The organism is Pseudotabrizicola sediminis (genome assembly GCF_004745575.1).
Lineage (GTDB): Bacteria > Pseudomonadota > Alphaproteobacteria > Rhodobacterales > Rhodobacteraceae > Pseudotabrizicola > Pseudotabrizicola sediminis.
The window spans coordinates 1-22,724 of record NZ_RPEM01000021.1; the positions used below are offsets into that span (position 1 = coordinate 1).

The window sequence follows — 22,724 nt, forward strand, 5'->3', positions numbered from 1 at the left end:
TAAACCCGATCCACCAGATGCCGGGACTGAACACCTAGTGAAACTCGAGCATAAAAAATCATCTCAGTCGTTTGGCTATGGCTGAGCCGATCCGGGCGCGAACGTCTAGTGGTTCGGCCTCCACGGCACGGGCAAGGGCCAAAAGGTCATGGCGCATGTCATGAAGTTGATCAATCAGTGTGAGAACCACGCTGAGAGCGTGTTCGTCCAAGTCAAGATCGTCAGTGAGGTCGCACATCAGTTGCATGCGGGCGCAGTCGATCTGGCGGAAGACGTGTGGCGAGCCAAACTCATTTTCGCGGCACAGGGGAATGACCAATTCGGTTTCGACAAACGCAACAAGTCGGGTTCGTGTCAGCCTTGGAATGGCAGCAAGTACTTCGTCCTCGGTCAGATGGTCGGTCATGATGCGGCCTCGTTCATCAGATCAATCCGCGGGTCATGGGAATGGGACTTGCGCCATTCGATCATAAAATCGTGCAAGGATTCGTCTATCGCCAAGGGTGTCACGATCTTCAGCTCCACAAGCTGATCACCAGCGGTCTTGCCCCCTTGATGTGACACACCGCGTCCACGCAGGCGCAGAACCCGGCCGGAACTTGCTCCTTTCGGAATCGTCAGATTGACGGGCCCGGAGATGGTCGGCGCGGTGACCTTTGCCCCCAGAATGGCCTCGTCGATGGTTATGGGCAAAGTGACGTGGATATCGTCGCCCATTCGTTGGAATACGGGATGTTGGCCGACCGACAGGGTTATCAGTGCGTCTCCCGTTGGACCATCGCCAAAGCCCGGCCCACCCTTGCCGCGAAGGCGCAAGGTCTGGCCGTTATGCGCGCCCTCGGGGATCTTGACCGCGATGCTGGCGCCATCTGGCAAGGTGATGCGCATTTCGCCCCCGCGCGCGGCATCAAGAAAGGGCACTTCAAGCGCGTAGCGAAGATCGGGGCCGGGCGCAGAAAATCCGGGATGGCTGAAATCTTCGCCGCCTTGGCGTGTTCGCCGGCGCAGAATTTCCGCAAAGATATCAGCGGGATCAACGTGGTTCTCAAACCCGCGCTGCTGCTGGTACGGATTGTCTCCGGCCTGAGCGAAATCGCGGTAGTACTGGCGCTGCGGCCGTTCCGCGGCCGTCCCGTCGATCTCACCCGCGTCGAAACGCGCACGGGTATCGGGATCTTTCAGCAGGTCATGGGCGGCCGCAATGGCCTTGAACCGTGCCTCGGCCCCGGCGTCTTCGGGATGCAGGTCGGGATGGCTGGTGCGCACCAGCTTGCGGTAGGCCTTCTTGATGTCGTCTGGTGTGGCGGATCTGGTAAGGCCAAGCACTCCATAGGGATCGACAACCATCTGTCAGCCTCCCCTTTCCGGCAGGACCACTAACCCTTTGTGTTGCATTTGGATGAAGGTGCGAGCCTTGATGCAGATCAGCGAATGACAAAAAACTGTGTGCTAAAAGGAAATGGTAGACCGTCTTCCAACCCATCCGGGCTGTTCGCGGGCTTGGAGTGGCATATGAAATCGCCGGAACAACAGAAGAAGTCCGACCTTTCGGACCATGTGGACATGTTGCCCGGGGGTGATGGCCCTCGTCTGCCCGCAGTGCGTGCGGAACCTGCGACTCCCACCCCTCAGCCGACACGGCGTGCCTGGATCTGGGCTGTTGGTCTTGGTCTTGCAGCGGTCGCGGGTTTGGGCCTCTATTTCCAGCCTTGGGCATCCGGGCCGCCTGCCGTTGCGGTGGAAATCGTTGCCCTCGCACCTGCAACCCGGGTTCTGGCTGTAAACGGCAGGATCGCCGCCCTTTACACAGTCGATGTGCGCGCACTGGTCGGTGGCACGCTGGCCGAAGTGCAAGTGGCTGAGGGTGACAGCGTGGAAAGAGACGAAGAGCTGACCCGGATCGATGCCGCCGCCCAACACGCCATGGTGCGGCAGGCGGTGGCGGGGCTCGACGCCGCCCTTGTCGCTAAGGCGCAGGCAGCGGACACTTTTGCTCGGACGGAGGCACTTGGCGGAAATGTCACGCGTTCAGCGCTGGATGCCGCCGCGCGCGGCGTTCAATCGGCAGAGCAAGAGGTGGCGCGGACCACGGCGCTTGTCGATCAGGCGCGGGTGCAGCTTGAAAACTATACGATCCGGGCACCTATGACCGGTATGGTTCTGGCGCTGCCGGTTACGCGTGGCCAAAGCATCGATCCATCCACCCTGCTTATGACGATCGCCGACCTCGACCAGCTGGTCGTCGAGACGGATGTCGACGAAGCCTATGCCACCCAGATCCACGCGGGCCTGCTCGCAGTGATGCAACTGGCTGGTGAGACAACCCGGCACGATGGCCGTATCGCGCGTGTATCACAGCGGGTCGACGCGGCGACTGGTGGGCTTGCAGTCGAAGTCAGCTTCGACGAGCCTGTACGCGCGCCGGTCGGCCTGACGGTCACGATCAACATTATCGTGGACAGCCTTGATGCGGCGATCACCGCGCCGCGCGCGGCGATCCAGACGACCGATGCGGGCGATGCGGTCTTTGTCGTCATCAATGGCGCAGCACGGCACCGCCCGGTATCGGTGATCGACTGGCCCGCCGCGCGGCTGATCGTGACTGACGGGTTGGCACCGAGCGACGTGATCATCCTTGATGCGACAGGGATCACTGACGGCCAAGCGGTGCGCGTGGGGGTGCCCTGATGCTCTATGCGCTCAAGATCGCTACCCGCTATCTGACCGCCAGCAAGGCGCAAACAGCCCTTCTGGTGCTGGGGGTGGCAGTGGGCGTGTTCATCTTCATCTTCATGTCGGCTCTGATCGGAGGGCTGGCTGAATTCATCCTGTCGCGCACGGTGGGTGACATCAGCCATGTCACCATCACCGCCGAAGACAGCGACCCCGCCGTCCTGATCCGCCCCGACGGCCAAGTTCTCGCTGTGACGGAACGCGGCCACGCGCGCACCGCAACGCTGGCCGATGCAGCAACCTTCATCCCCCTGATCGAGACCGTGCCGGGGGTGATCACGGTCTCGCCCCAGATCACCGGCGCAGGGTTCCTGACCCGTGGCGCACAGGTGGCGCAAGTGTCGGTCTCCGGGCTAGAGCCGGGTCGCGAGTCAGCCATCCTCGACCTGGACGGTTACACGACCCAAGGCTCGGCCCGTCTGGGCTCCGGGCTGATCGTGCTGGGAGAGACCCTCGCCGACGATCTGTCGCTGCGGCTTGGCCAGACGCTGCGGCTGCAATCCTCGGGCGGAGTTTCAACAGTGCTGACGCTGAGCGGCATCTACAACACCGGCAACGGCATGATCGACGCCAGCAGCACCTATGTCAGCCTGTCCACCGCGCGGACACTTTTCGCGTTGCCGCAGGGCGTGACACGGATCGAGATCAAGCTGGGCGATCTAAACGCCGCAGACGCCACGGCCCTGCGCATCCGGGCGCTGACAGGGCTGGATGCCGTGCCCTGGACCGACGGCGCGGAACAGCTGATGGAGGCACTGAACGCGCAGGCCCAGACCGGGTATTTCCTGAAATCATTTGCGCTGATCACCATCGTGATCGGGGTGGCGTCGGCGCTGTTGTTGTCCACCTACCGCCGCCGCCCGGAAATCGGGATCATGCGCGCGATGGGGGCGGGGCGCGGGTTCGTAATCTTCGTGTTCGTCACGCAAGGCGCGCTGATCGGGCTGATGGGCGGGCTGTCCGGCGCGGCACTGGGCTATCTGGCGCTTCTGCCTTTTCCGTCGCGCGATGCGTTCGAGGTGGGTACGCTGCCCATGGACATCACGCAGGGCTCCTATGGCCTTGCGATCACGCTGACGGTGATCGGCGCGATCCTAGCCTCGATCCTGCCTGCAAGGGCGGCAGCGCGGGTCGATCCGGTCACGGCCATCGGGCAATGACCGCACTTCTGGAGGTGTCGGATCTGGTCAAGACCTTCGGGACCGGCGAGGCCGAAACCCGTGTGTTGCGCGGGCTGTCGCTGACGCTGGAGAAGGGCGAGATGGCGGCGCTGCTCGGTCCATCCGGGTCGGGCAAAAGCACGCTTCTGACGATCCTCGGCACGCTGATGAAGCCGACCTCGGGCCATTACACCATGCTGGGGCAGGATCTGGTGGCCGCTGATGACCGCGCTCTGACCGAATTTCGCAATTGCCATATCGGTTTCGTCTTTCAGTTCCACAACCTGCTGCCCGATTTCACCGCGCTGGAAAACGTGGTGTTTCCCACCGCCGTGCGGATGGGGCGCGAGACCCCGGCTGCCCTGCAACGCGGGCGCGAGTTGCTGACACGAATGGGGCTGGAAGCACGGATCGACTTCCCCTCGGCCAATCTGTCAGGCGGGCAGAAACAGCGCGTCGCGGTGGCCAGGGCGCTGATGAACCAGCCCGAACTGGTGCTGGCGGACGAGCCTACCGGCAACCTCGACCGCGCCTCAGCCACGCAGGTCATGGACCTGATCGCCGAGATCAACCGCGATGAGGGCACGACCTTTCTGATCTCGACCCACGATGAAAAGATTGCCGGCCTTTGCCGGCGAAAGATCGTGGTGGGCGATGGTGTTGTGACGGGCTGACCTGTGCCTGGAACGAGAGGCGCTCTCACGGTCATCGGGTTTCCTGTGCCGCAAACCGATAATCGACCCGCGTGACTATCCCCCGGAAATATGGCCGCAAACCCTCTGCTATGCAATCATGCTAAACTGCTCCATGGGCGCTGATGGCGGACAGCAGCGCCACGGCCTTCGATCCGGGTGGGCTGTCTGCGGATTGACGTCTGTCAAGGTAGCGGTCCCTGAAAGATTAGATAGTTGCACCGAGGAGAACATGGGAGGCCGGATAGTCATGATGTCCAAGTATGATGGCAACGCGCAAGACGAGGTGATCCGCTTCTTCCGGTCAGGCAGGGCGTTTTCGGAGTCTGGCGCAGTTGACCACGTCCAGACCCATTGTGCGCATGTGTTTCTTTGCAGTGATGTCGCGTTCAAGATCAAGCGGGCGGTACGCTATGATTATCTGGACCAGTCCACACCGGACCTGCGGCGCGCCCTGTTAGAACGCGAGTTGGAACTGAACAGTCGGGCCGCAGCGATGATTTATCGTGACGTCGTGCCCGTGACACGGACTGCCGATGGGGGGCTTGATCTTGATGGGACCGGGCATCCTGTGGAATGGGTCTTGCGGATGCATCGCTTTGCTGCCGAGTGCGAAATGACGGCGGTGGCCGCCAGCGGTCGGTTGACCGATCCCGTGGCCGAGGCGCTGGAATTTGAAGTTCACCGGTTTCATGGGGGTTGTCCGGTGCTGCTGGACCGGGGTGACGATCTGATCCGTGATATTCTTGACGAACTGGGTCGCGTGCTGATCCCGTTTGATGGCGTTGTCGGTGGCGGACATGTCGGGGCATTTCTGGAACGGTCGCGAAACCGCCTGTCGGATCTGGCTTCTGTTTTGCGGAACCGCTCGGCACTTGGTCATGTCAAACGGGTGCATGGCGATCTGCATTTGCGCAACCTTTTGTTGATTGACGGGAAGCCGGTGCTGTTTGACGCGCTGGAGTTCGACGAACGGCTTGCGACCTGTGACGTGCTATACGACCTTGCGTTCCTTCTGATGGATCTTTGCCACCGGGGTCTTGTGCGGCAGGCCAACATCACGATGAACGCATATCTGCTGGCGGCGACGGGGGCCGAGGATGCCGGGTTGTCCGCTTTGCCGCTGTTCATGTCGGTTCGCGCGGCAATCCGGGCGATGGTCCTGTTGCAGACAGATCAGGCGACCGGCCAGCACGGGGTCTCGACCGAAGAAGAACGGCTTTATCTGGTGCAGGCCGTCGCATTTCTGGGCAGGACAACACCGGTGCTGATCGCAGTTGGCGGGATTTCCGGCACGGGCAAGACGGTTCTGGCACGTGACGTGGCGGCGGGGATCGGTGCCTGTCCGGGGGCAGTGCATCTGCGTACCGACACCGAACGCAAGAGTGCGGCAGGCCATGTGGATTATGCCCCGTCCGCGCGTGGGGCCATCTATGACCGGATGTTCGCCCGGGTTGCAACGCTGCTTGCGGCAGGTAGAAGTGTCGTCCTTGATGGCACGTTTCTGGACGAGAGTCAGCGCTTTGCCGCCGAGAAACTTGCCTTGCGCGTGGGCGTTAGCTTCCATGGCCTTTGGTTGGCGGCGCCGGAAAGGGTCCTGCTGGAACGGGTGTCTGCTCGCCAAGGGGACGCTTCAGATGCTGATGTGGCTGTGGTGCGGGCCCAGTTCTCCTCGGCAAGAGCCAATGTGCCACCAAGGCACTGGACGACCATTGATGCCGGGGACACCCTACAAAAAACAAGGGCCGCAGCGAAAGCGGCCCTTGAAAGTGTCCTAGGCACCGTTGGGGACGGGACAGACAAGCCTAGGCCGCTTTGACGTCGATCTTGTGCTCTTCCTGAATTGCGGCGGCAGTTTTGGGCAGACTTACCTTCAGCACGCCTTCGTCGAACCGCGCATCGATCTTGTCTGCATCTACGTTCGCAGGCACCCGGAAGGAGCGCTGGAAGGAGCCGAAGCTACGTTCGCGCAGGTGATAGTCATCTTGATCCTCGACGCGTTCGGACGACTTCGCACCCTTGATCGGGAGGATGCCATTGGCTAACTTCACCTCAATCTGGTTTTCGGTCAACCTGGGCAACTCGGCTTGCAGTTCGTACCCGCCATTGCGCTCGAAAAGGTCCACAGGTGGGATGGCGACCCCGAGGTCGGGCCACGACTGGGTCAACACGGCGGTCCTGCGCGGCCAGCCAAGATGAAGGTCGGGCCAGTCAAAATCGGCAAAGAGCCGGTCAATCTGGTGACGCAAGGACTGGATCGGCTCCCAGTCCTGCACCGAATTCTCAACCTGACGCGAGGGGTCACGCTTCACTTCGATTGCGGTCTTCTCGGTCATTTCCCAATTCCTCCTGATGGCAAGTTGCGATTGAGAGAAAGGTTATCAAAGCGCACCTGCGGATCATTGATCGCCGTCAACGTGCCCTGCCCACGACCGCAGAAGCAGACAGACTTCTCGGACCCGACGCCGACCAAGCTCTCAAACTGTCCGCGTCGTCTGGCAATGCCGATGGCCATTCTGTCGAAATGCCCATCGATCTTTCCCATTGCGATCAGCCTGGGCAGGTCCAGAAACCTGAAATGCGCCGGATCCCTGATCTCGATGATACCGGCATCGGCCAGCTTGTGAACGATCCTGCTGATCAATTCCAAGGTCGTGCCCAAGAGGTCGGCGATGTCTTTTCTTGCCAGACGCACCGCCAGAACCCCAGTACCATCGGGAAGAGGCTGATAGGGCAGGAACTTGCTGGACAGCGCAAGAAAAGCGCAGAGTCGCTCTTCTGGTGAAAGCGCGCCAAGTGACCACGTCAGCCAATGCAACCTGTCAAGCTGATCCTGCTTCTGCCGGAAAAGATCTGCCCGCAGATCGTTGTCTTGATCGACCATCCTGTCGAACCAGTGCCGGTTGATGCGGCACAAACCACTTTGCGTGGCAGCTTCGATTGATGCGCCCTCGTGGAACTCTCCTTCAAAGCCGATAATCTCGCCCGGAAAGAACAGCGTCAGGATCTGGCGGCGACCATCGTAGGCATGGCGTTGGAGGCGCAGGATGCCCGATCTGATGAGCCAGACATCGTGACTCCTTGCACCGCCCGAGACTATTTCGCTGTCAGGCTCACGGTCTTCGCGATGTCTTGCATCACCACATACCGATGTCTTGCCAAGCGGCAATCCGCATTGCGTGACCCTTGTTTTTATGTAGGTCAGGCTGTCGGCCCAGATGGGGTTCCGGTCCGTGACCTTGCGCGGCTCCTTGGGTCGCTGTTCCATATTGTCTCCCCAACTTCCACCAGAACGAACCAAAGCAACGACAGTGCCCCTGTGGCGGCCTCGGCAGGCATCCGCACCGGCGATCAGAACGTAACGAATCGTCTGCCCCACATACGAAATGATGAATTTGTCCGGACGAGGTGACATTGATCTTTGTCAACGACACCGAGCCAATTGCTGGCTAAACAGCAAATTGCGTAGCAGTTGAGTCGGTGGCGCGATTTTTCAAATCCGCGCTTCGCCCGGCACAGCGGGGTTCACAGCATGCCTGAGCAAATGTCCACAGCGCTCGCGCTCAATGTCGCCGTCAGTCACGGCAATGGCTTGCTGGAGAAACTGCTGGATACGCTTCAACCAGACGTCACGGACAAACTTCTGTCACTGGCGACGATGCATGACGTGCCTAAGGCTCTGTTGCTGGCGTGGATGCCCCCTCCTGACAGAACATTGTCTCGATTTGTGATTGTTGCAGGGAACGACCTGCCTTCGCATGGTGTTGTGAAATCAAGCACCCACATCATCGCTCTGAAGTAAGGGATTTTCGCACATGGCACGTTCATCGATAGCCCTCAGGACAGTGATCATTCCCGCAGCGGGAAAAGGCACGCGCATGTTGCCTGCCACAAAAGTAACCGCGAAAGAACTGTTGCCGGTTTATGACCGTCCGGTGATCCAGTTCGCGATCGACGAAGCGGTTGAAGCCGGCGCTGAACGCATCATCGTGGTCATCAGCAAAGCCAAGGATGCGATCCGCCACTTCTTGGGGGACTACGCCGTTTCCTCCCCCGGGGGAGCGACACGCATAACCCCTGAAATTATTTACGTCATGCAGGACAGTCCGAAAGGCCTAGGTCATGCGGTGCTGTGCTGCAAAAGCAAGATGTTGCCTGGTTCCTTCGGTGTGATCCTTCCCGACGACGTCATCATGGGGCGCGGATGTTTGTCCGAAATGGCCCAAAGCCACGTGGCGGGACAGATGATTGCCGCAATGGAGGTGGCTGTTGAAGATACCGGCAGTTACGGCATCTTCTCGTTTGACGGCAATTCGGATGACACTTCGGTCCGTGTGACCGGAATCGTCGAAAAGCCGGACGCCAATGCTGCGCCGTCGACCCTGGCAGCTGTGGGGCGATACATCCTGCAGCCCCTGATCTTTGATGTCCTTCGCAATACCCCCGCTGGTGCGGGAGGCGAGGTGCAGTTGACCGACGCCATCGCTGTTGCGACCCAGGTGCTGCCACTGACAGCGTTCCGGTTTTCGGGCACGCGGTTCGACTGCGGATCACACGACGGGTTGCTTGCTGCTTCGAACGCGCGGCAGGCGACACTCAAGGCGTTGCGCGCAAAACCTTCGCTTGCTGTCCCCCGCGCTGCGGTCAGAGCGGTGTTCAGCAACCCGGGACTTGAACCACACCGGGGACAACCCTCCGTCGTCGCGCGCTCCGCGCTTTAGAGGGGCCGAAGGTTCCATTTGTTTGTTCGACGAAGTTTTAACATGGGGGAACAATATTGATGGACTGGAACCAGATAGAGCGCCAGTGGGCGGCCATGGCCCGCCGCATACGCGCTGACTCACCTTGTGCAAATCCAGGTGAAATCACGATCATGCCGCTGAGCGAAGGGCGTTCAGAGCGGGCAGAACTCGTAGACAAGGTCGCGCTTGCGACTTTGGCAACGGATGCTCCAGCTGACCCGACGACGTCGTCAGCACCTTGACAGACAAGGGACTGTTGGGTCGGCTTGCAAAAACGTTTTCCCGGCATCCGGAAAGACATGAAAGCGATCTGTGGCGAGACGCCGCCCCGATCAGGGCAGACCTCTTCGGCACTGAACGGCTTGAGCACCACGCTCGGTCGCTTGCTATTGCTCAACCGATCGTTGCGCACCTGACTCGTGGCATGCCGCGACTGGATGCGCGTGTCGCCGAAAATGCCCAGACGCTTCTGACGTCTTACCAGACCTGCGCTCAGGCGCTGCAAGCCGGAAAGACGATTGCGCCGGCTGCCGAGTGGTTGCTCGACAATTTTCACCTCGTCGAAGAGCAGCTGCGTCAGATCCGCGAAGACCTGCCACACGGTTTTTACCGGCAGTTACCAAAGTTGGCGGATGGGCCCTTTGCAGGGTATCCGCGCGTGCTGGGAATTGCCTGGGCTTATATTGCCCATACCGACAGTCTGGTCTCCGGGCACATTCTTGGACGTTTTGTGAAAGCGTATCAGCAGGTTCAGCCGCTGATGATCGGCGAGTTATGGGCAATTGCGATTACATTGCGGATTGTTCTGATCGAAAACATGCGCCGGCTGACGGCGCAGATCGTTGAGGGGCAGCAGCAACGTCAGGAAGCGGACGATATCGTGGATGCCGTCTTTGATGCCGAAAAAACCCCCGGACAATCGCAGCTTTCCACGATGCACAGCGTCATCAGCCGCTACGAGATCTCTCCCTTGCCCGAAATTGTCGCCGCCCAGATCGCCAAGCGGCTGCGCGGGTTTGATCCGGCCCAGACACCGCTTTTTGCATGGCTTGAAGACAGGCTTGCGCGGCAGGACGCGTCAATTGAACAGGTCGTAACCAGCGCGCAATTGCGGCAGGCGGCCTCCAACGTGACCATGCGCAACATTGTCACGTCGATGCGGCTGGTGTCGGAAATGGACTGGGCCGACTTCTTTGAGGATGTCAGCCTTGTCGATGCGCAGATGCGTGCGGGGTCGGACTTTGCCGCGATGGAGTTTGCTACGCGAAATCGCTACCGCACGACCATCGAGATCCTCGCGCGCGGCACCACCAAGACCGAGATCGAGGTGGCCGAGGCCAGCCTTGCGCTCTCGGCGGCGGGCGATACCGTGCAAACCCGCGATCCAGGGTATTGGCTGATCGGGGCGGGGCGGCGTGAGTTTGAGGAAAAACTGGACTTCCGCGCCCCCGCCAGCCTGCGGATGCAAAGGCAGATCGGACGCCTTGGTTTGTCGGGGTATCTTGCAGCAATCATCGCTCTGAGCCTGACAATCCTTGGCCTGGGGTTAGCCTTGGCGCAGGCTGAAGGTGCAGTCATCCTGGGTCTGTTGGTCCTTGGCATCACCGGCCTTGGGGTCGCGTTCGAGGTGGGTACGGCCATTGTCAACCTGCTGGTCACCCGCGCGGTTGCCCCCAACCCCTTGCCGGGGCTTGAACTCGCACAAGGCATCCCGCCCGATCTGCGCACGCTGGTTGCTGTGCCTGTTTTGCTACACGACATTGACGAACTGCGCGCGCAAATCGAGCAGTTGGAAGTGCACCACCTGTCAAGCACCGGCGGAGCGCTGCATTATGCCTTGCTCTCGGATATGGTCGATGCAGGAACGGAGACCACGCCAAACGACTCCGACCTTGTGGCTGCAGCCTTGGCCGCGATGTCCGATCTGAATGAACGCTACCTGTCTTTGGAAGGGCCGGTCTTCTTTTTTCTGCACCGCCGCCGTTTGTGGAACCCGTCCGAAGACCGCTGGATGGGCTGGGAACGAAAACGGGGCAAGCTGACCGAACTGAACCGCCTGCTGCGTGGTGCCACGGATACCAGCTTTGCCGTGCAAAGCGGCACACTCCCGCAAGACATTCGTTTTGTGATCACGCTGGATGCCGATACGCGCCTTCTGCACAGCAGCGTTCGCCAGATGATCGGCAAGATGGCCCACCCACTGAACCGCCCGCGGATGGACAGCGCCGGGGCGCGCGTCATTCAGGGTTACGGAATCCTGCAGCCGCGTGTGACGGCGGGTTTGCCGGGCGGCAAAGACGGCTCGGTCTATCAACAGTTGTTCTCGAGTCAGGGTGGGATCGACCCTTATGCTTCAGCCACATCTGATGTCTATCAGGATCTTTTCAACGAAGGTTCATTTACCGGCAAGGGCATCTATGACGTGGATGCTTTCGAGGCCGCGCTGACCGGACGCGTGCCCGAAAACATGATGCTCAGCCATGATCTGTTTGAGGGTGTATTTGCGCGTACCGCTCTGGCGTCCGATATCGAGGTGGTCGAAGACTTTCCCGACCGATACAACGCGGACAGGCATCGTCGCCATCGCTGGGCACGCGGCGATTGGCAACTCTTGCCGTGGATCACGGGGGCGCACGGTGGGCTTTCTGGCCTGGGGCGCTGGAAGATGGTCGATAATCTTCGGCGGTCGCTTTTGGCCCCAACGGCGTTGCTGAGCCTGCTTGCCGGCTGGATGATGTTGCCCGCGGTGGCAATGATGTGGACAACGTGGACCCTGCTCCTTCTGGCGCTGCCCCGGCTTTTGCCCTTGCCGTTCGGCTTCTTTCCCGAGCGGGCTGGCGTTACCCTGCGCAGCCACTTTGCGGCGTTGCGGCGCGATGTCGTGACGGCGTTTGGTCAGATTTCGCTGTCGATCGTTTTTCTCGCAGATACGGCAGCGGTCATGCTGGACGCGATTGTGCGCACCCTTTGGCGACTTGCGGTATCGCGGGCGCATCTTCTTGAATGGGTGACGGCAGCCCAATCGCGCGGGGCGGCGCTGCCTTCGGTGGCGGGGCAGTATCGCGTGATGGCAGCCGGGGTGGTCCTTGGGCTTTGTGTCTGTGCCTATGCCGCGTGGGTGAACCCGGCGATGCTGCCGTGGCTGGTGCCGTTTGCACTTGCTTGGGCTGCGGCACCGGCATTGGCGCGCGCCATCAGCATGCCGGACCGGGTGTGGCAAAAGCAGCAACTCACGTCCGATCAGGTTCGCGCATTGCGTCTGATCGGGCGCCAGACCTGGCGCTTCTTCGAGACTTTCGTCACAGCCGAGCATAACCATCTACCGCCGGACAATTTTCAGGAAACGCCAAGGCCCGCTGTCGCCGCGCGCACGTCGCCCACCAATATCGGGCTTTATCTGCTGTCGGTCGTCGTTGCCCGCGACATGGGGTGGACCGGTCAAACCGCGGCGCTGCATCGGCTTCGGGATACATTGCTGACAATCGAACGGATGCCGCGCCATCGTGGTCATGTGTTCAACTGGCATGACACCCGCGATTTGCGGGTGCTGGACCCGGCCTATGTCTCTTCAGTGGACAGCGGCAACTTGGCCGGGCATCTGATTGCAGTCGCCCAAGCCTGCCGGGAATGGCAGACGATCGCAGTGCCCGTGTCTATTGTGCGCACAGCCGTTCGCGACACCACCGCGTTGGCACAGGCCGCAGTGCCGGACCAGCCCGCCGCCGAGGCGTTGAAACGCGTGCTGGCCGGGCTGTCGATGTCACAGGATGCGGATCTGGAGACTTTGCTGTCGCAGGCGGCAGCGGCACGGGACACAGCAAAAGAGCTGGTGCAGGCCACCGGAGATACAGCCGCAGACGCCGCATTTTGGGCAACGGCCATTCATCAATGCCTTGCCGAGCATCTTGCCGACCAATCCGCGCCATCCGACAGGGATCTTCTGGCCGAAATCGAGCACAAGGCACGCAGCATTGCCTTGGCCATGGATTTCGCGTTCCTGCTGGATCCCGACAAGAAACTGCTGTCCATAGGATTTTCGCTGGCTACAAACCGGCTGGATGCCAACTGCTATGATCTGCTGGCCTCCGAGGCTCGGCTGGCCAGTCTGTTTGCCATCGCCAAAGGTGATGTCGATACACGTCACTGGTTTCGGCTGGGGCGGTCTGCCACACCGATTGGGTCCGGCTCTGCGCTGATCTCGTGGTCGGGCAGCATGTTTGAATACCTCATGCCTTCGCTTGTCATGCGCGCGCCCCTCGGCTCGGTTCTGGAACAGACCAACCGGCTGATCGTGGCCCGCCAGCAAGACCATGGCGCGACCCTTCGCACGCCATGGGGCATTTCGGAATCGTCCTACAATGCCCGCGATCTTGAGATGACCTATCAGTATTCAAACTTTGGTGTGCCCGGACTGGGGCTGAAGCGGGGTCTAAGCGAAAATCAGGTGATTGCACCCTATGCCACGGGGCTGGCGGCAATGGTTGATCCCGTCGGAGCAGTGCAGAACTACGAACGACTTGAAGGCTTGGGCGCGCGCGGGCGCTTTGGCTTTTATGAGGCCGTCGATTTCACCCGCACCCGCCTGCCGGAAAACGCAGACCATGCACTGGTGCGCAGCTTTATGGCGCACCATCAAGGCATGACCATCACCAGCATTGCCAATGTTTTGCAAGATGGCCGTTTGCGTGACCGGTTCCATTCCGAGCCGATGATTCAGGGGGTGGAGTTGCTGTTGCACGAACGGGTGCCGCGCGATGTGCCCGCAGCCCCGCCACGCGCCAAGGATGTGCTGGTGGGCGCGGCACAGGTAAGCGACACACCGATGATGCGGGTATTTGACCGGCCTGCCGAAGTGGCACCAACTGGCCACCTTTTGTCGAACGGCAACTACGGCGTGATGCTGACCACCACCGGCGAGGGGTTCAGCCGCTGGCGCGATCTGGCCATCACCCGCTGGCGGGCCGAGGCGTCTCACGCAGCCCTTGGATCATTCATCTTTATACGGGACACAGGCTCGGGGCAGAAATGGTCTGCGGGCGTGCAGCCAACGCGCACAGAGACCAGTCAGCACCGTGCCGTATTCAGCGAGCATCAGGCGTCGTTTACGCGTAACGTGGGGCAGCTCTCCACGATGACCGAGGTTGTCGTGTCGGCCGAGGATGACGCCGAAGCGCGCCGTGTCACGCTGACAAACAGCGGGCGCACGGCCCGCGAGATTGATCTGACGTCATATGCCGAATTGGTGCTGGCACCGGCATCATCGGACCTTGCCCATCCCGCGTTTTCCAAAATGTTCGTCGTGACCGATTATCTGCCCGAACTGGGTGTGATCATCGCAACCCGGCGCCGCCGGTCTGTCACCGACCCCGAAGTCTGGGCCGCGCATATCGCTGTGGTCGAAGGGCGCGAAACTGGCACGATCCAGATTGAAACCGACCGGGCCCGTTTCATTGGTCGCGGGCGCACCATCGCAACGGCAGCGATGGCGGAAGCACCGCTTTCGGGAACGACAGGCACCGTGCTCGATCCGATATTCTCGATCCGTCGCCGTGTCAGCGTGCCGCCGGGCGGGGTTACACGGGTGACGTTCTGGACAATGGTCGCGGCCTCGCCCGATGCCTTGCTCGATCTGGTTGACCGGCACCGGGATCCGTCGGCCTTTGCCCGTGCGGCTACGCTTTCGTGGACGCAGGCGCAGGTGCAGTTGCGCCATCTTGGGGTCAGCCACTCGGATGCCGCCGATTTTCAAACGTTGGGCGGCATTATCATGCGTGGCGACCGGCGGCTTGGCGCTTCGGCGGCGCAGATCTCTGCGGGTGCCGCCCCCCAGTCGGCGCTTTGGGTGCATGGCATTTCGGGCGATCTGCCGATCGTGCTGCTGCAGATTGACGATGCACTGGACATCTCGGTCTTGCATCAGGTGCTGAGCGCGCATGAATACTGGCGGATGCGGCAGCTTGCAGTGGATCTGGTGATCCTGAACGACCGGCAGTCATCTTATGTTCAGGATCTGCAGATTGCGATAGACAGCGCGGTTCGGGCCTCTCAATCACGGCCTGCTGCGGACGGCATCCACGCCCGCGCACCGGGAAGTATCCACACGCTGCGCTCGGATATCATCACACAAGGGGCTCGGACGCATATCTTGGCGGCGGCTCAGGTGGTGATCGTGGCTGGGCGCGGCGACATCGGACAGCAGCTTTCCCGACTGACAGCGGCGCAATCAATCATACAGCCCGATGCGGCAGTGTCGCTTCCGCGAGCCACCTTGCGCCCATCCGCAATCTCCTCGCCGAGCTTGCACATGCCACTCCCAGACCCGTCCGAATTGGAGTTTTTCAACGGCACCGGTGGCTTTGCTGACAACGGGCGCGAATATGTGACGGTGTTGCGTGATGGCAAATCGACCCCTGCGCCGTGGATAAACGTCATCGCCAATGAGGGGTTCGGCTTTCAGGTTTCGGCAGAGGGCTCTGGCCATGTTTGGTCGGAAAACAGCCGTGAAAACCAGATTACGCCATGGTCGAACGATCCGGTCAGTGACCCGGCGGGCGAAGCGATCTATCTGCGCGATCTGGATACGAACCAGATCTGGACACCGACCGCCCTGCCGATCCGGGGTCCCGGCACCTACATTGCGCGGCACGGGTTTGGTTATTCGGCCTTTTCCCATGAACGCAACGGCATCGCGGCGGACATGGTGCAATTCGTGCCGCTCGGGGCCTCGGTAAAGGTCAGCCGTCTTACCTTGCGCAACATGGGCTCCACGGCGCGCAGACTGTCCGTGACCGGGTATGCCGAATGGGTGCTGGGCACGTCCCGCACTGCCACGGCGGGATTCGTTTCCACGCGGATTGATGCCGAAACCGGGGCAATTCTGGCTCAGAACACTTTCAGCACGGCTTTTCCGGGGCGCGTAGCCTTTGCCGACATTGGCCCTGCATTCAGCAACTTCACGGCGGACCGCGCTGAATTTATCGGGTGGGGCGGAACGCTTGCCGCCCCTGCCGCGCTACGTTTGGCAGACATGTCAGGGCGCACCGGCCCCGCGCTGGATGCCTGCGCAGCGCTGCAAAGCCGTGTGACTTTGCAACCGGGCGAAGCGGTAGAGATCGTGTTTCAGATCGGTCAAGCCGCCAGTGTGAAGGCCGCCAGCGCACAAATCCGTCAGGTTCGTGCGCTCGACATCGACGCCGCCCTCGACGCAATCAAGCAGCATTGGACCGATATCCTGACCTCGGTTCAGGTGACGTCGCCCGACAGATCGATGGACATAATGCTGAACGGCTGGCTTTTGTATCAGACGCTTGCGTGCCGGATCTGGGCGCGGGCCGGGTTCTATCAGGCAAGCGGGGCCTACGGTTTTCGTGACCAGTTGCAGGATGGCATGGCCCTGACCTTCAACCGCCCCGACATGACGCGCGCACACCTTTTGCGTGCCGCCAGCCGGCAGTTCCCCGAAGGCGACGTCCAGCACTGGTGGCTGCCACATTCGGGGCAAGGGGTGCGGACGAGGATTTCGGATGACCGGGTCTGGCTGGGCTATGGCGTGGCGCGTTATGTGACCGTTTCGGGGGACGCGGCAATTCTGGACGAAGAGTTGCCTTTCCTGCAAGGGCCGGCCGTGCCGCCGGGCGCGCATGATGATTTCTACCTGCCTACAGTCTCGGAAACTACGGCCACCCTGTTCGAGCACTGCGCGCGTGGGCTTGATCAAGCGATCGAGATGACCGGCACTAACGGCATGCCGCTGATCGGCACGGGCGACTGGAATGACGGCATGAACCGCGTGGGCGAGGCCGGTCAGGGCACCAGTGTCTGGCTGGGCTGGCTGCTGATTGCCACACTCAACCAGATGGCCCCGCTGGCCGAAAGTCGCGATCCTGCCCGCGCAGCCCGGTGGCGCGCGCACGCAAAGACAGTCACCGAAGCGATCGAAACCCATGGCTGGGACGGTGACTGGTATCGGCGCGGGACGTTTGACGATGGCACCTTGCTTGGGTCGGCCTCATCCGTCGAATGTCGGATCGACAGCATTGCCCAATCCTGGGCCGTGCTGTCGGGTGCTGCCGATCCAGAGCGCGCCAAAATTGCGATGGCGTCGATGACCAAGCATCTGGTGCGGCCCGATCCGGGACTTGCGCTGCTGTTTACGCCGCCCTTCGACCGCGCGCCGGAGGACCCTGGCTATATCAAGGGTTATCCTCCCGGACTGCGAGAGAACGGCGGTCAGTACAGCCACGCCGCGATGTGGACCATTCTGGCGCAGACCCGGTTGCGCGACGGTGATGCCGCGGGCCGGTTGTTTGCAATGCTGAACCCGATCAACCACGCGGCCACACCACAAGACGCCGACCGCTACAAGGTCGAGCCTTATGTGGTTGCAGCCGATGTCTATTCGACCACCCCTCACGAAGGACGCGGGGGGTGGACGTGGTACACAGGTTCCGCAGGCTGGATGTACCGCGCGGGCATCGAAGGTCTTTTGGGCCTTAGCCGGACGGACAAGCACCTGCTTCTGAACCCGTGTTTCCCCAAGGCATGGCCACGGCTCTCTGCGACCATTATCCTTGTCAACGCCCGGATCAAAATAACGATTCTGAACCCGCATAGGTCAGGCCAGGGCATTGCTTCGGCTGCGATGGATGGTGACGCGCTTCTCATCGGTTCGGGCGGGGTGGTCCTGCCCATCAGCGATGGTGCGCATGACCTTGCCGTAACCCTTGGATCGCCACTTGACGCACCGACCACTATACTGACGCACTGAATGATCCAGAAACTGATAACGCAGAAGACCTCTTTCCGGGGGCATCTTTTCATGTCGCCATGGAAGGATTGGTCACGCACAAATGAGGCTCGGTGCGGCTTTGTTGGCCTTCCGCGGGCAGCGTCGGTTACAGCTACGACAGCGCCTTGGCCGAGACGATCAAAGGGTTCTTCAAAGCCGAAGTCATCTGTCGCCTTGGCCCTTGGCGCAACTTCGACGCGGTGAGATATGCAACCCTCGAATGGCAACACGGCGATGCAAGCATCGCCTAGGGGCTATCAGGTCGACTGGCTTAACAACCACCGCCCGCGCGAGCCGATCGGGAGCATCCCGCCCCCAGAAATCCGCACCAACCTCGACGCAGCGCTAGCATGCGACCCATGGCTGCAGAACTTGTGTCAACCAGCCCCCGGTAAATTTGGGGCGGTTCCGAAGCCAGACCGATCACGCTGGAAACATCGGATCGAGATTGACGATGCGTAAGGCCAGTTTCCGTTCGCGCGAACAGAATTGTCGGCAAAGAAAGCATCGGTTGGCGACAGACTCGGATTTCAACCGCTGCAAGCGTTTTGTGCCGGCAAGGATGGTCAAAAATCGAAGTGCTGTACTGCTCGAATGAATTGCGTCGAAGGATCGGCATGGCAGAGCGCGGTCTCGATCTCGGCGATCGCGTCCTTGGACAGGGTCAGCGCAGGGGACTTCGTCAAGGTCGGCACGGGGATGGTCGCAAAGAGGTCGGGCGTGGTATCGCCGATCTGCCAGACCACGTCGGTCACACCCGTTCCCAGAAGTTCCCGCGCGGCCTTGCGCCACGCCGCCACGGTTCCGATCACCGGCAGGGTCATATGGTACATCAGAACAGTGACAGTTGAACCGGAGCGGGGGCAAACCGGGCGCGCAAGGTCGCCGCATCGGTCATCCCGCGCGGGGACCAGCCGGGGGCGCTGATGAAGGCCTTGGCGGTTTTCAGTACCGCGCCCATCGCCTTCAGATGATCGTAGCGCACCGCCCCATGCTGCCTTGCATCCAGAATGCGGCCCACCGTCTTGGTGCCGAACCCCGGCACCCGAAGCAGCATCTCGCGTGGGGCGCGATTCACGTCCACCGGAAAGGCGGCGCGATGCGCCAGCGCCCAAGCGAGTTTGGGGTCGATCTCGAGATCGAGTGGCACAAGTCCTCTTTATCCGACGGTAACACCGAACAATGTCCCCACTGCCGCTGTGGCCCCCATGGCAAGCGCGCCCCAGAAGGTGACCCGCAGCGCCCCACGCGCGATGCCAGCACCACCAGCAGATGCGCTTAGGCTGCCCAGAACCGCCAGTGCCAAAATGGTCGCCCCAGCTACGAAGCCCACGATTTTCTCTGGCGGGGCAAGCAGCGCCACGATCAGCGGGGCCGCCGCACCCGCCGCAAAGGTCATCGCCGATACCACAGCGGCCTGAAGCGGACGCGCGGTGACAGTTTCGGAAATGCCCAACTCGTCGCGGGCGTGGCTGCCAAGGGCGTCACGCTCGGTCAACTGTAGCGCCACCTTCTCGGCCAGAGCACGATCAAGGCCGCGCGTTTCATAGATCTGCGTCAGTTCCTCCAGTTCCGCTTCGGGGGTTTCGGCCAACTCCTTGCGCTCGCGGGCCAGATCAGCGTTTTCGGCATCGGTCTGAGAACTAACCGAGACGTATTCGCCTGCGGCCATCGACATCGCGCCCGCCACAAGACCGGCGAGACCGGCGATGAGCACTTCGGGCCGCCCGCTGCCTGCGGCGGCAACGCCGACAACAAGGCTGGCGGTCGATACGATGCCATCATTGGCCCCGAGAACAGCGGCGCGCAACCAGCCGATGCGATGCACAATATGGGTTTCGGAATGAGAGAGGCGGCTCATGCTGTGGCTCCTTCAAGGGATGTTCGCGGGGTGTCTATGCCTGCAGGGGAAATGCGCAGGGCGCGCAGAGCATTCAGGATGACGGCAACGTCGATGGCTTCTTGAAAAAGCGCGCCCTGAACGGGTGTCAGATACCCGAACGCTGCCGCGACCATGCCCAAAACCGACAGGCCGATGCCCACAACAACGCTTTGTAGCGCGATCTGACGGGCGCGGCGGGCAATCTCGATCCCTGGCGCGATGCGGTCAACTCGGTCGACCAAGAGCACCACATCGGCGGCTTCGGCACTGGCTGCCGCCCCGCGCGCGCCCATTGCCACGCCCACATCGGCGACGGCCAGTGCTGGGGCATCGTTAACCCCGTCGCCCACCATCATCACCGGGCCTGACACGCGCTCCGCCAGAATTAGATCCACCTTTCCATCCGGAGTCAGGCCAGCGTGGATGCCATCCAGCCCAAGCCCCTCGGTGATGCGTTTGGCAACCTCGACCCGGTCACCGGTGGCCAGCAGGATGCGCTCAATGCCCTCTGCCCGCAGCCGCGCCAGCATCTCGGCCGCCCCGGCGCGAAGGGGGTCTGCCATTACCAGATGCCCTGCCAGCAGCCCATCGACGGCGACGGCAACCATCAAAGACCCCGCCGCCAAGTCCGGATGATCGCCGGACGCCTTGCCGACATGCCGCGCGACGAACCCATCCGCGCCCACTATGACCTGCCGGGTCTCTATCAGGCCGATCACGCCTTCGCCGGGGCTTTCCACCACTTCCACAGGAACGGGCAGGGCCAGCCCCCGATCTTTGGCCGCAGCGACAATGGCCTGTGCCACTGGGTGCTTGGACGCCTGATCCAATGCTGCTGCAAACCGCAGGATGTCGTCGGCCGTCATATCGCCCGCGCTGTCGATCGACACGATCTGCGGTCGCCCGTCGGTCAGGGTGCCTGTCTTGTCCAGGATCAACGTGCGGATGCGCGCCATGGCCTCCAGCGGTTTCGCGCCTTTGACCAACACGCCAAAATGCGCAGCCCGTGACAGCCCGGCCACCAGCGCAACCGGGACGGCAAGGATCAGCGGGCAAGGAGTGGCGACAACCAGAACCGCCACCGCACGGATCGGATCACCCGTGAACCACCATGCCGCAAAGGCAATGGCGACCGTGACCGCCAGAAACCCCAGCGACCAGCGATCCGCCAGCCGGGCCATCGGGGCTTTTGACCGCTGCGCCTCTTCAACCAGCCGGACAATCCCGGCATAGGTGCTGTCTTTTGCTTCATGCGTGGCCGTCAGATCAAAGGCTTCACCAGCATTTGTCGATCCGCTCATCGCGTCGGATCCGCGCTCCAGCCGGACAGGCAGGGACTCTCCAGTCAACGCCGATGTATCCAGAAACGCCGTGGCGGACGCGACATGGCCATCGACTGGCACCACATCGCCTTGGCGGATCAGCAGCAGGTCACCCGGCGCAATGTCGTCCAGCGGCACCTCCTCCAGCCCGCCGTTCAGATGCCGGGTGGCCGTACGCGGCACGCGCGATAACAGGTTTTGCATCTCGGCCCTCGCGCGGCCTTCGGCAAAGCCTTCCAGAAAGGTGCCACCCGAATACATCACCGCGACCACCGCCGCTGCCAGCGTCTCGCCAAAGGTCAGCGCCGCCGCCATCGACAGCGCAGCCACGATGTCCAGCCCGACGTCGCCGCGCGACAGGCTGCGCAGGATCTCCACCACCAGCGCCGCCAGCACAGGGACGACCCCGGCAAACCAGATTGTCGATGCCAGATCGGGCCTTCCGCCAAAGTACAGGGCCAACCCCCCGATCAGGCCCGCCAGTGCAACTGCCAGAAGAAGCGTCTTGAAGCGATATGTCTGTGTCTGATCCATGGCTATCCCCTTATGTCCGGCGTCATTGCCACGGTTGTGTTGCGAAAAAGATGCCCAACCCATGGGTTTGCAGACTACCGGTCTCATCACGCAAAACAAACAGGGCCTGAAGCCCGTTCCGTTGAGCAAAATCGTCACCCACCTGTGCCCCCACAACCATCAACGCCGTGGCCCATGCATCTGCTTCGACGCAGGTGGGCGCAACGACAGTGACCGAGGCGGGCGAAGATTGTAGCGGCGCACCCTTTGCAGGGTCCATCGTATGTGACAAGCGACGGCCATGCAGGTTAACCCAGCGCCGATAATCGCCCGAGGTAGCCACTGTGGCATCGTGCAGCGCAAGCATTGAAAGGGGCACGCGACGCTTGGTGTTGGGGGCCTCGATCGCGATGGCCCAGGCCTCTCGATCCGGTTGAACGCCAAAGCTGCGCATCTCGCCGTCGATCCCGACAAGGGCCGCGTCAATCCCATACATCTGCAATACCGCGGCCAGACGGTCCACGCCGTATCCTGTGGCGATGCCGTTCTGGTCGAGCGTGACAGGTGCCGTCTTGCGCACGCGCTGGGCGAGCTGCCGCTTCACAAACGGCCTCGGCATCTGCCGCGTCGTTTTTCTGGCGCTTGACGAAGGGCTTGACGTAAGCAGGTGGGATCAGCCGAACGTCATGCCCCAATTTGCCGATCTCGCGCCCCCAAAAGTGGCCGCCGCCGCATGCTTCCATAGCAACAACGCAAGGCCGCAGCTGGCTGAAAAACTCCAACACATGCATTCGCCTCAGCTTCTTGCGCAACACTGCGCAGCCCGTGCCATCGGCCCCCTGTGGTGTCCGTCGTCGAATGATTTGGAACAGGTAGCCTGATTTTGGAGCGG

General features: G+C 61.6%; 16 protein-coding genes and 2 pseudogenes. 7 read left to right on the top strand and 11 right to left on the bottom strand.

Annotation, left to right across the window (positions count from 1 at the left end):
• Positions 1-58: 58 nt before the first annotated feature.
• Positions 59-406 carry a hypothetical protein gene (locus EEB11_RS18030; protein WP_135433801.1) on the bottom strand — a complete coding sequence of 116 codons (348 nt, stop codon included), beginning with the start codon at positions 404-406 and terminating at the stop codon, positions 59-61.
• Positions 403-1,347 carry a DnaJ C-terminal domain-containing protein gene (locus EEB11_RS18035; protein ID WP_135433803.1) on the bottom strand — a complete coding sequence of 315 codons (945 nt, stop codon included), beginning with the start codon at positions 1,345-1,347 and terminating at the stop codon, positions 403-405. Before EEB11_RS18035 ends, EEB11_RS18030 begins: the two co-directional genes overlap by 4 nt.
• 165 nt (positions 1,348-1,512) lie before the next feature.
• On the opposite strand from EEB11_RS18035, the gene EEB11_RS18040 reads away from it, so the two are divergent.
• The 4 genes from EEB11_RS18040 (at position 1,513) to EEB11_RS18055 (ending at position 6,404) form a co-directional block, all read left to right on the top strand.
• Positions 1,513-2,688, top strand: coding sequence for an efflux RND transporter periplasmic adaptor subunit (locus EEB11_RS18040; protein ID WP_245298992.1), 1,176 nt, complete (start codon positions 1,513-1,515; stop codon positions 2,686-2,688).
• Positions 2,688-3,893 carry an ABC transporter permease gene (locus tag EEB11_RS18045; protein WP_135433805.1) on the top strand — a complete coding sequence of 402 codons (1,206 nt, stop codon included), beginning with the start codon at positions 2,688-2,690 and terminating at the stop codon, positions 3,891-3,893. Before EEB11_RS18040 ends, EEB11_RS18045 begins: the two co-directional genes overlap by 1 nt.
• Entirely contained in the window at positions 3,890-4,567 is a 678-nt protein-coding gene (locus EEB11_RS18050; RefSeq protein WP_135433807.1) for an ABC transporter ATP-binding protein, read from the top strand. The genes EEB11_RS18045 and EEB11_RS18050 overlap by 4 nt, the downstream gene beginning before the upstream one ends.
• 271 nt (positions 4,568-4,838) lie before the next feature.
• Entirely contained in the window at positions 4,839-6,404 is a 1,566-nt protein-coding gene (locus EEB11_RS18055; RefSeq protein WP_167852806.1) for a bifunctional aminoglycoside phosphotransferase/ATP-binding protein, read from the top strand.
• Here the strand turns inward: EEB11_RS18055 and EEB11_RS18060 are convergent.
• Both EEB11_RS18060 and EEB11_RS18065 read right to left on the bottom strand, forming a co-directional pair.
• Positions 6,391-6,921: an Hsp20/alpha crystallin family protein gene (locus EEB11_RS18060; RefSeq protein WP_135433811.1), complete on the bottom strand. Its 531-nt coding sequence runs from the start codon at positions 6,919-6,921 to the stop codon at positions 6,391-6,393. The two genes, EEB11_RS18055 and EEB11_RS18060, sit on opposite strands and share 14 nt — an antisense overlap.
• Positions 6,918-8,000: a Crp/Fnr family transcriptional regulator gene (locus EEB11_RS18065; protein WP_135433813.1), complete on the bottom strand. Its 1,083-nt coding sequence runs from the start codon at positions 7,998-8,000 to the stop codon at positions 6,918-6,920. The genes EEB11_RS18060 and EEB11_RS18065 overlap by 4 nt, the downstream gene beginning before the upstream one ends.
• Positions 8,001-8,117: 117 nt before the next feature.
• Between EEB11_RS18065 and EEB11_RS18070 the strand changes: the two genes are divergently transcribed.
• Together EEB11_RS18070 and EEB11_RS18075 are read left to right on the top strand one after the other, a co-directional pair.
• Positions 8,118-8,387, top strand: a complete 270-nt coding sequence (locus EEB11_RS18070; RefSeq protein WP_135433815.1) for a hypothetical protein — start codon at positions 8,118-8,120, stop codon at positions 8,385-8,387.
• Between the two features lie 13 nt (positions 8,388-8,400).
• Positions 8,401-9,306, top strand: coding sequence for a UTP--glucose-1-phosphate uridylyltransferase (locus EEB11_RS18075; RefSeq protein ID WP_135433817.1), 906 nt, complete (start codon positions 8,401-8,403; stop codon positions 9,304-9,306).
• Positions 9,307-9,343: 37 nt separating this feature from the next.
• On the opposite strand, the gene EEB11_RS20115 is transcribed toward EEB11_RS18075, so the two are convergent.
• Complete coding sequence (locus tag EEB11_RS20115; RefSeq protein ID WP_245298993.1) at positions 9,344-9,928, bottom strand: hypothetical protein; 585 nt, start codon at positions 9,926-9,928, stop codon at positions 9,344-9,346.
• Between the two features lie 57 nt (positions 9,929-9,985).
• Here EEB11_RS20115 and EEB11_RS18080 point away from each other — a divergent pair, with 57 nt between their 5' ends.
• Positions 9,986-18,094: a glycoside hydrolase family 94 protein gene (locus EEB11_RS18080; RefSeq protein WP_245298994.1), complete on the top strand. Its 8,109-nt coding sequence runs from the start codon at positions 9,986-9,988 to the stop codon at positions 18,092-18,094.
• Between the two features lie 587 nt (positions 18,095-18,681).
• Here the strand turns inward: EEB11_RS18080 and EEB11_RS18090 are convergent.
• From EEB11_RS18090 to EEB11_RS18115, 6 genes and pseudogenes are all read right to left on the bottom strand, one after another.
• The gene (locus EEB11_RS18090; protein ID WP_135433819.1) at positions 18,682-18,939 is read right to left on the bottom strand and encodes a hypothetical protein; all 258 of its coding nucleotides are present in this window, start codon (positions 18,937-18,939) and stop codon (positions 18,682-18,684) included.
• Between the two features lie 8 nt (positions 18,940-18,947).
• Positions 18,948-19,259, bottom strand: a pseudogene (locus EEB11_RS18095) (putative DNA modification/repair radical SAM protein); the annotation flags it as partial.
• Positions 19,260-19,274: 15 nt separating this feature from the next.
• Complete coding sequence (locus EEB11_RS18100; protein WP_135433821.1) at positions 19,275-19,976, bottom strand: VIT1/CCC1 transporter family protein; 702 nt, start codon at positions 19,974-19,976, stop codon at positions 19,275-19,277.
• The gene (locus EEB11_RS18105; protein ID WP_135433823.1) at positions 19,973-21,853 is read right to left on the bottom strand and encodes a heavy metal translocating P-type ATPase; all 1,881 of its coding nucleotides are present in this window, start codon (positions 21,851-21,853) and stop codon (positions 19,973-19,975) included. The genes EEB11_RS18100 and EEB11_RS18105 overlap by 4 nt, the downstream gene beginning before the upstream one ends.
• Positions 21,854-21,875: 22 nt before the next feature.
• Positions 21,876-22,451 carry an FAD:protein FMN transferase gene (locus EEB11_RS18110; protein WP_135433825.1) on the bottom strand — a complete coding sequence of 192 codons (576 nt, stop codon included), beginning with the start codon at positions 22,449-22,451 and terminating at the stop codon, positions 21,876-21,878.
• Positions 22,417-22,704, bottom strand: a pseudogene (locus tag EEB11_RS18115) (hypothetical protein); the annotation flags it as partial. The pseudogene EEB11_RS18115 and the gene EEB11_RS18110, both read right to left, overlap by 35 nt.
• Positions 22,705-22,724: the final 20 nt, after the last annotated feature.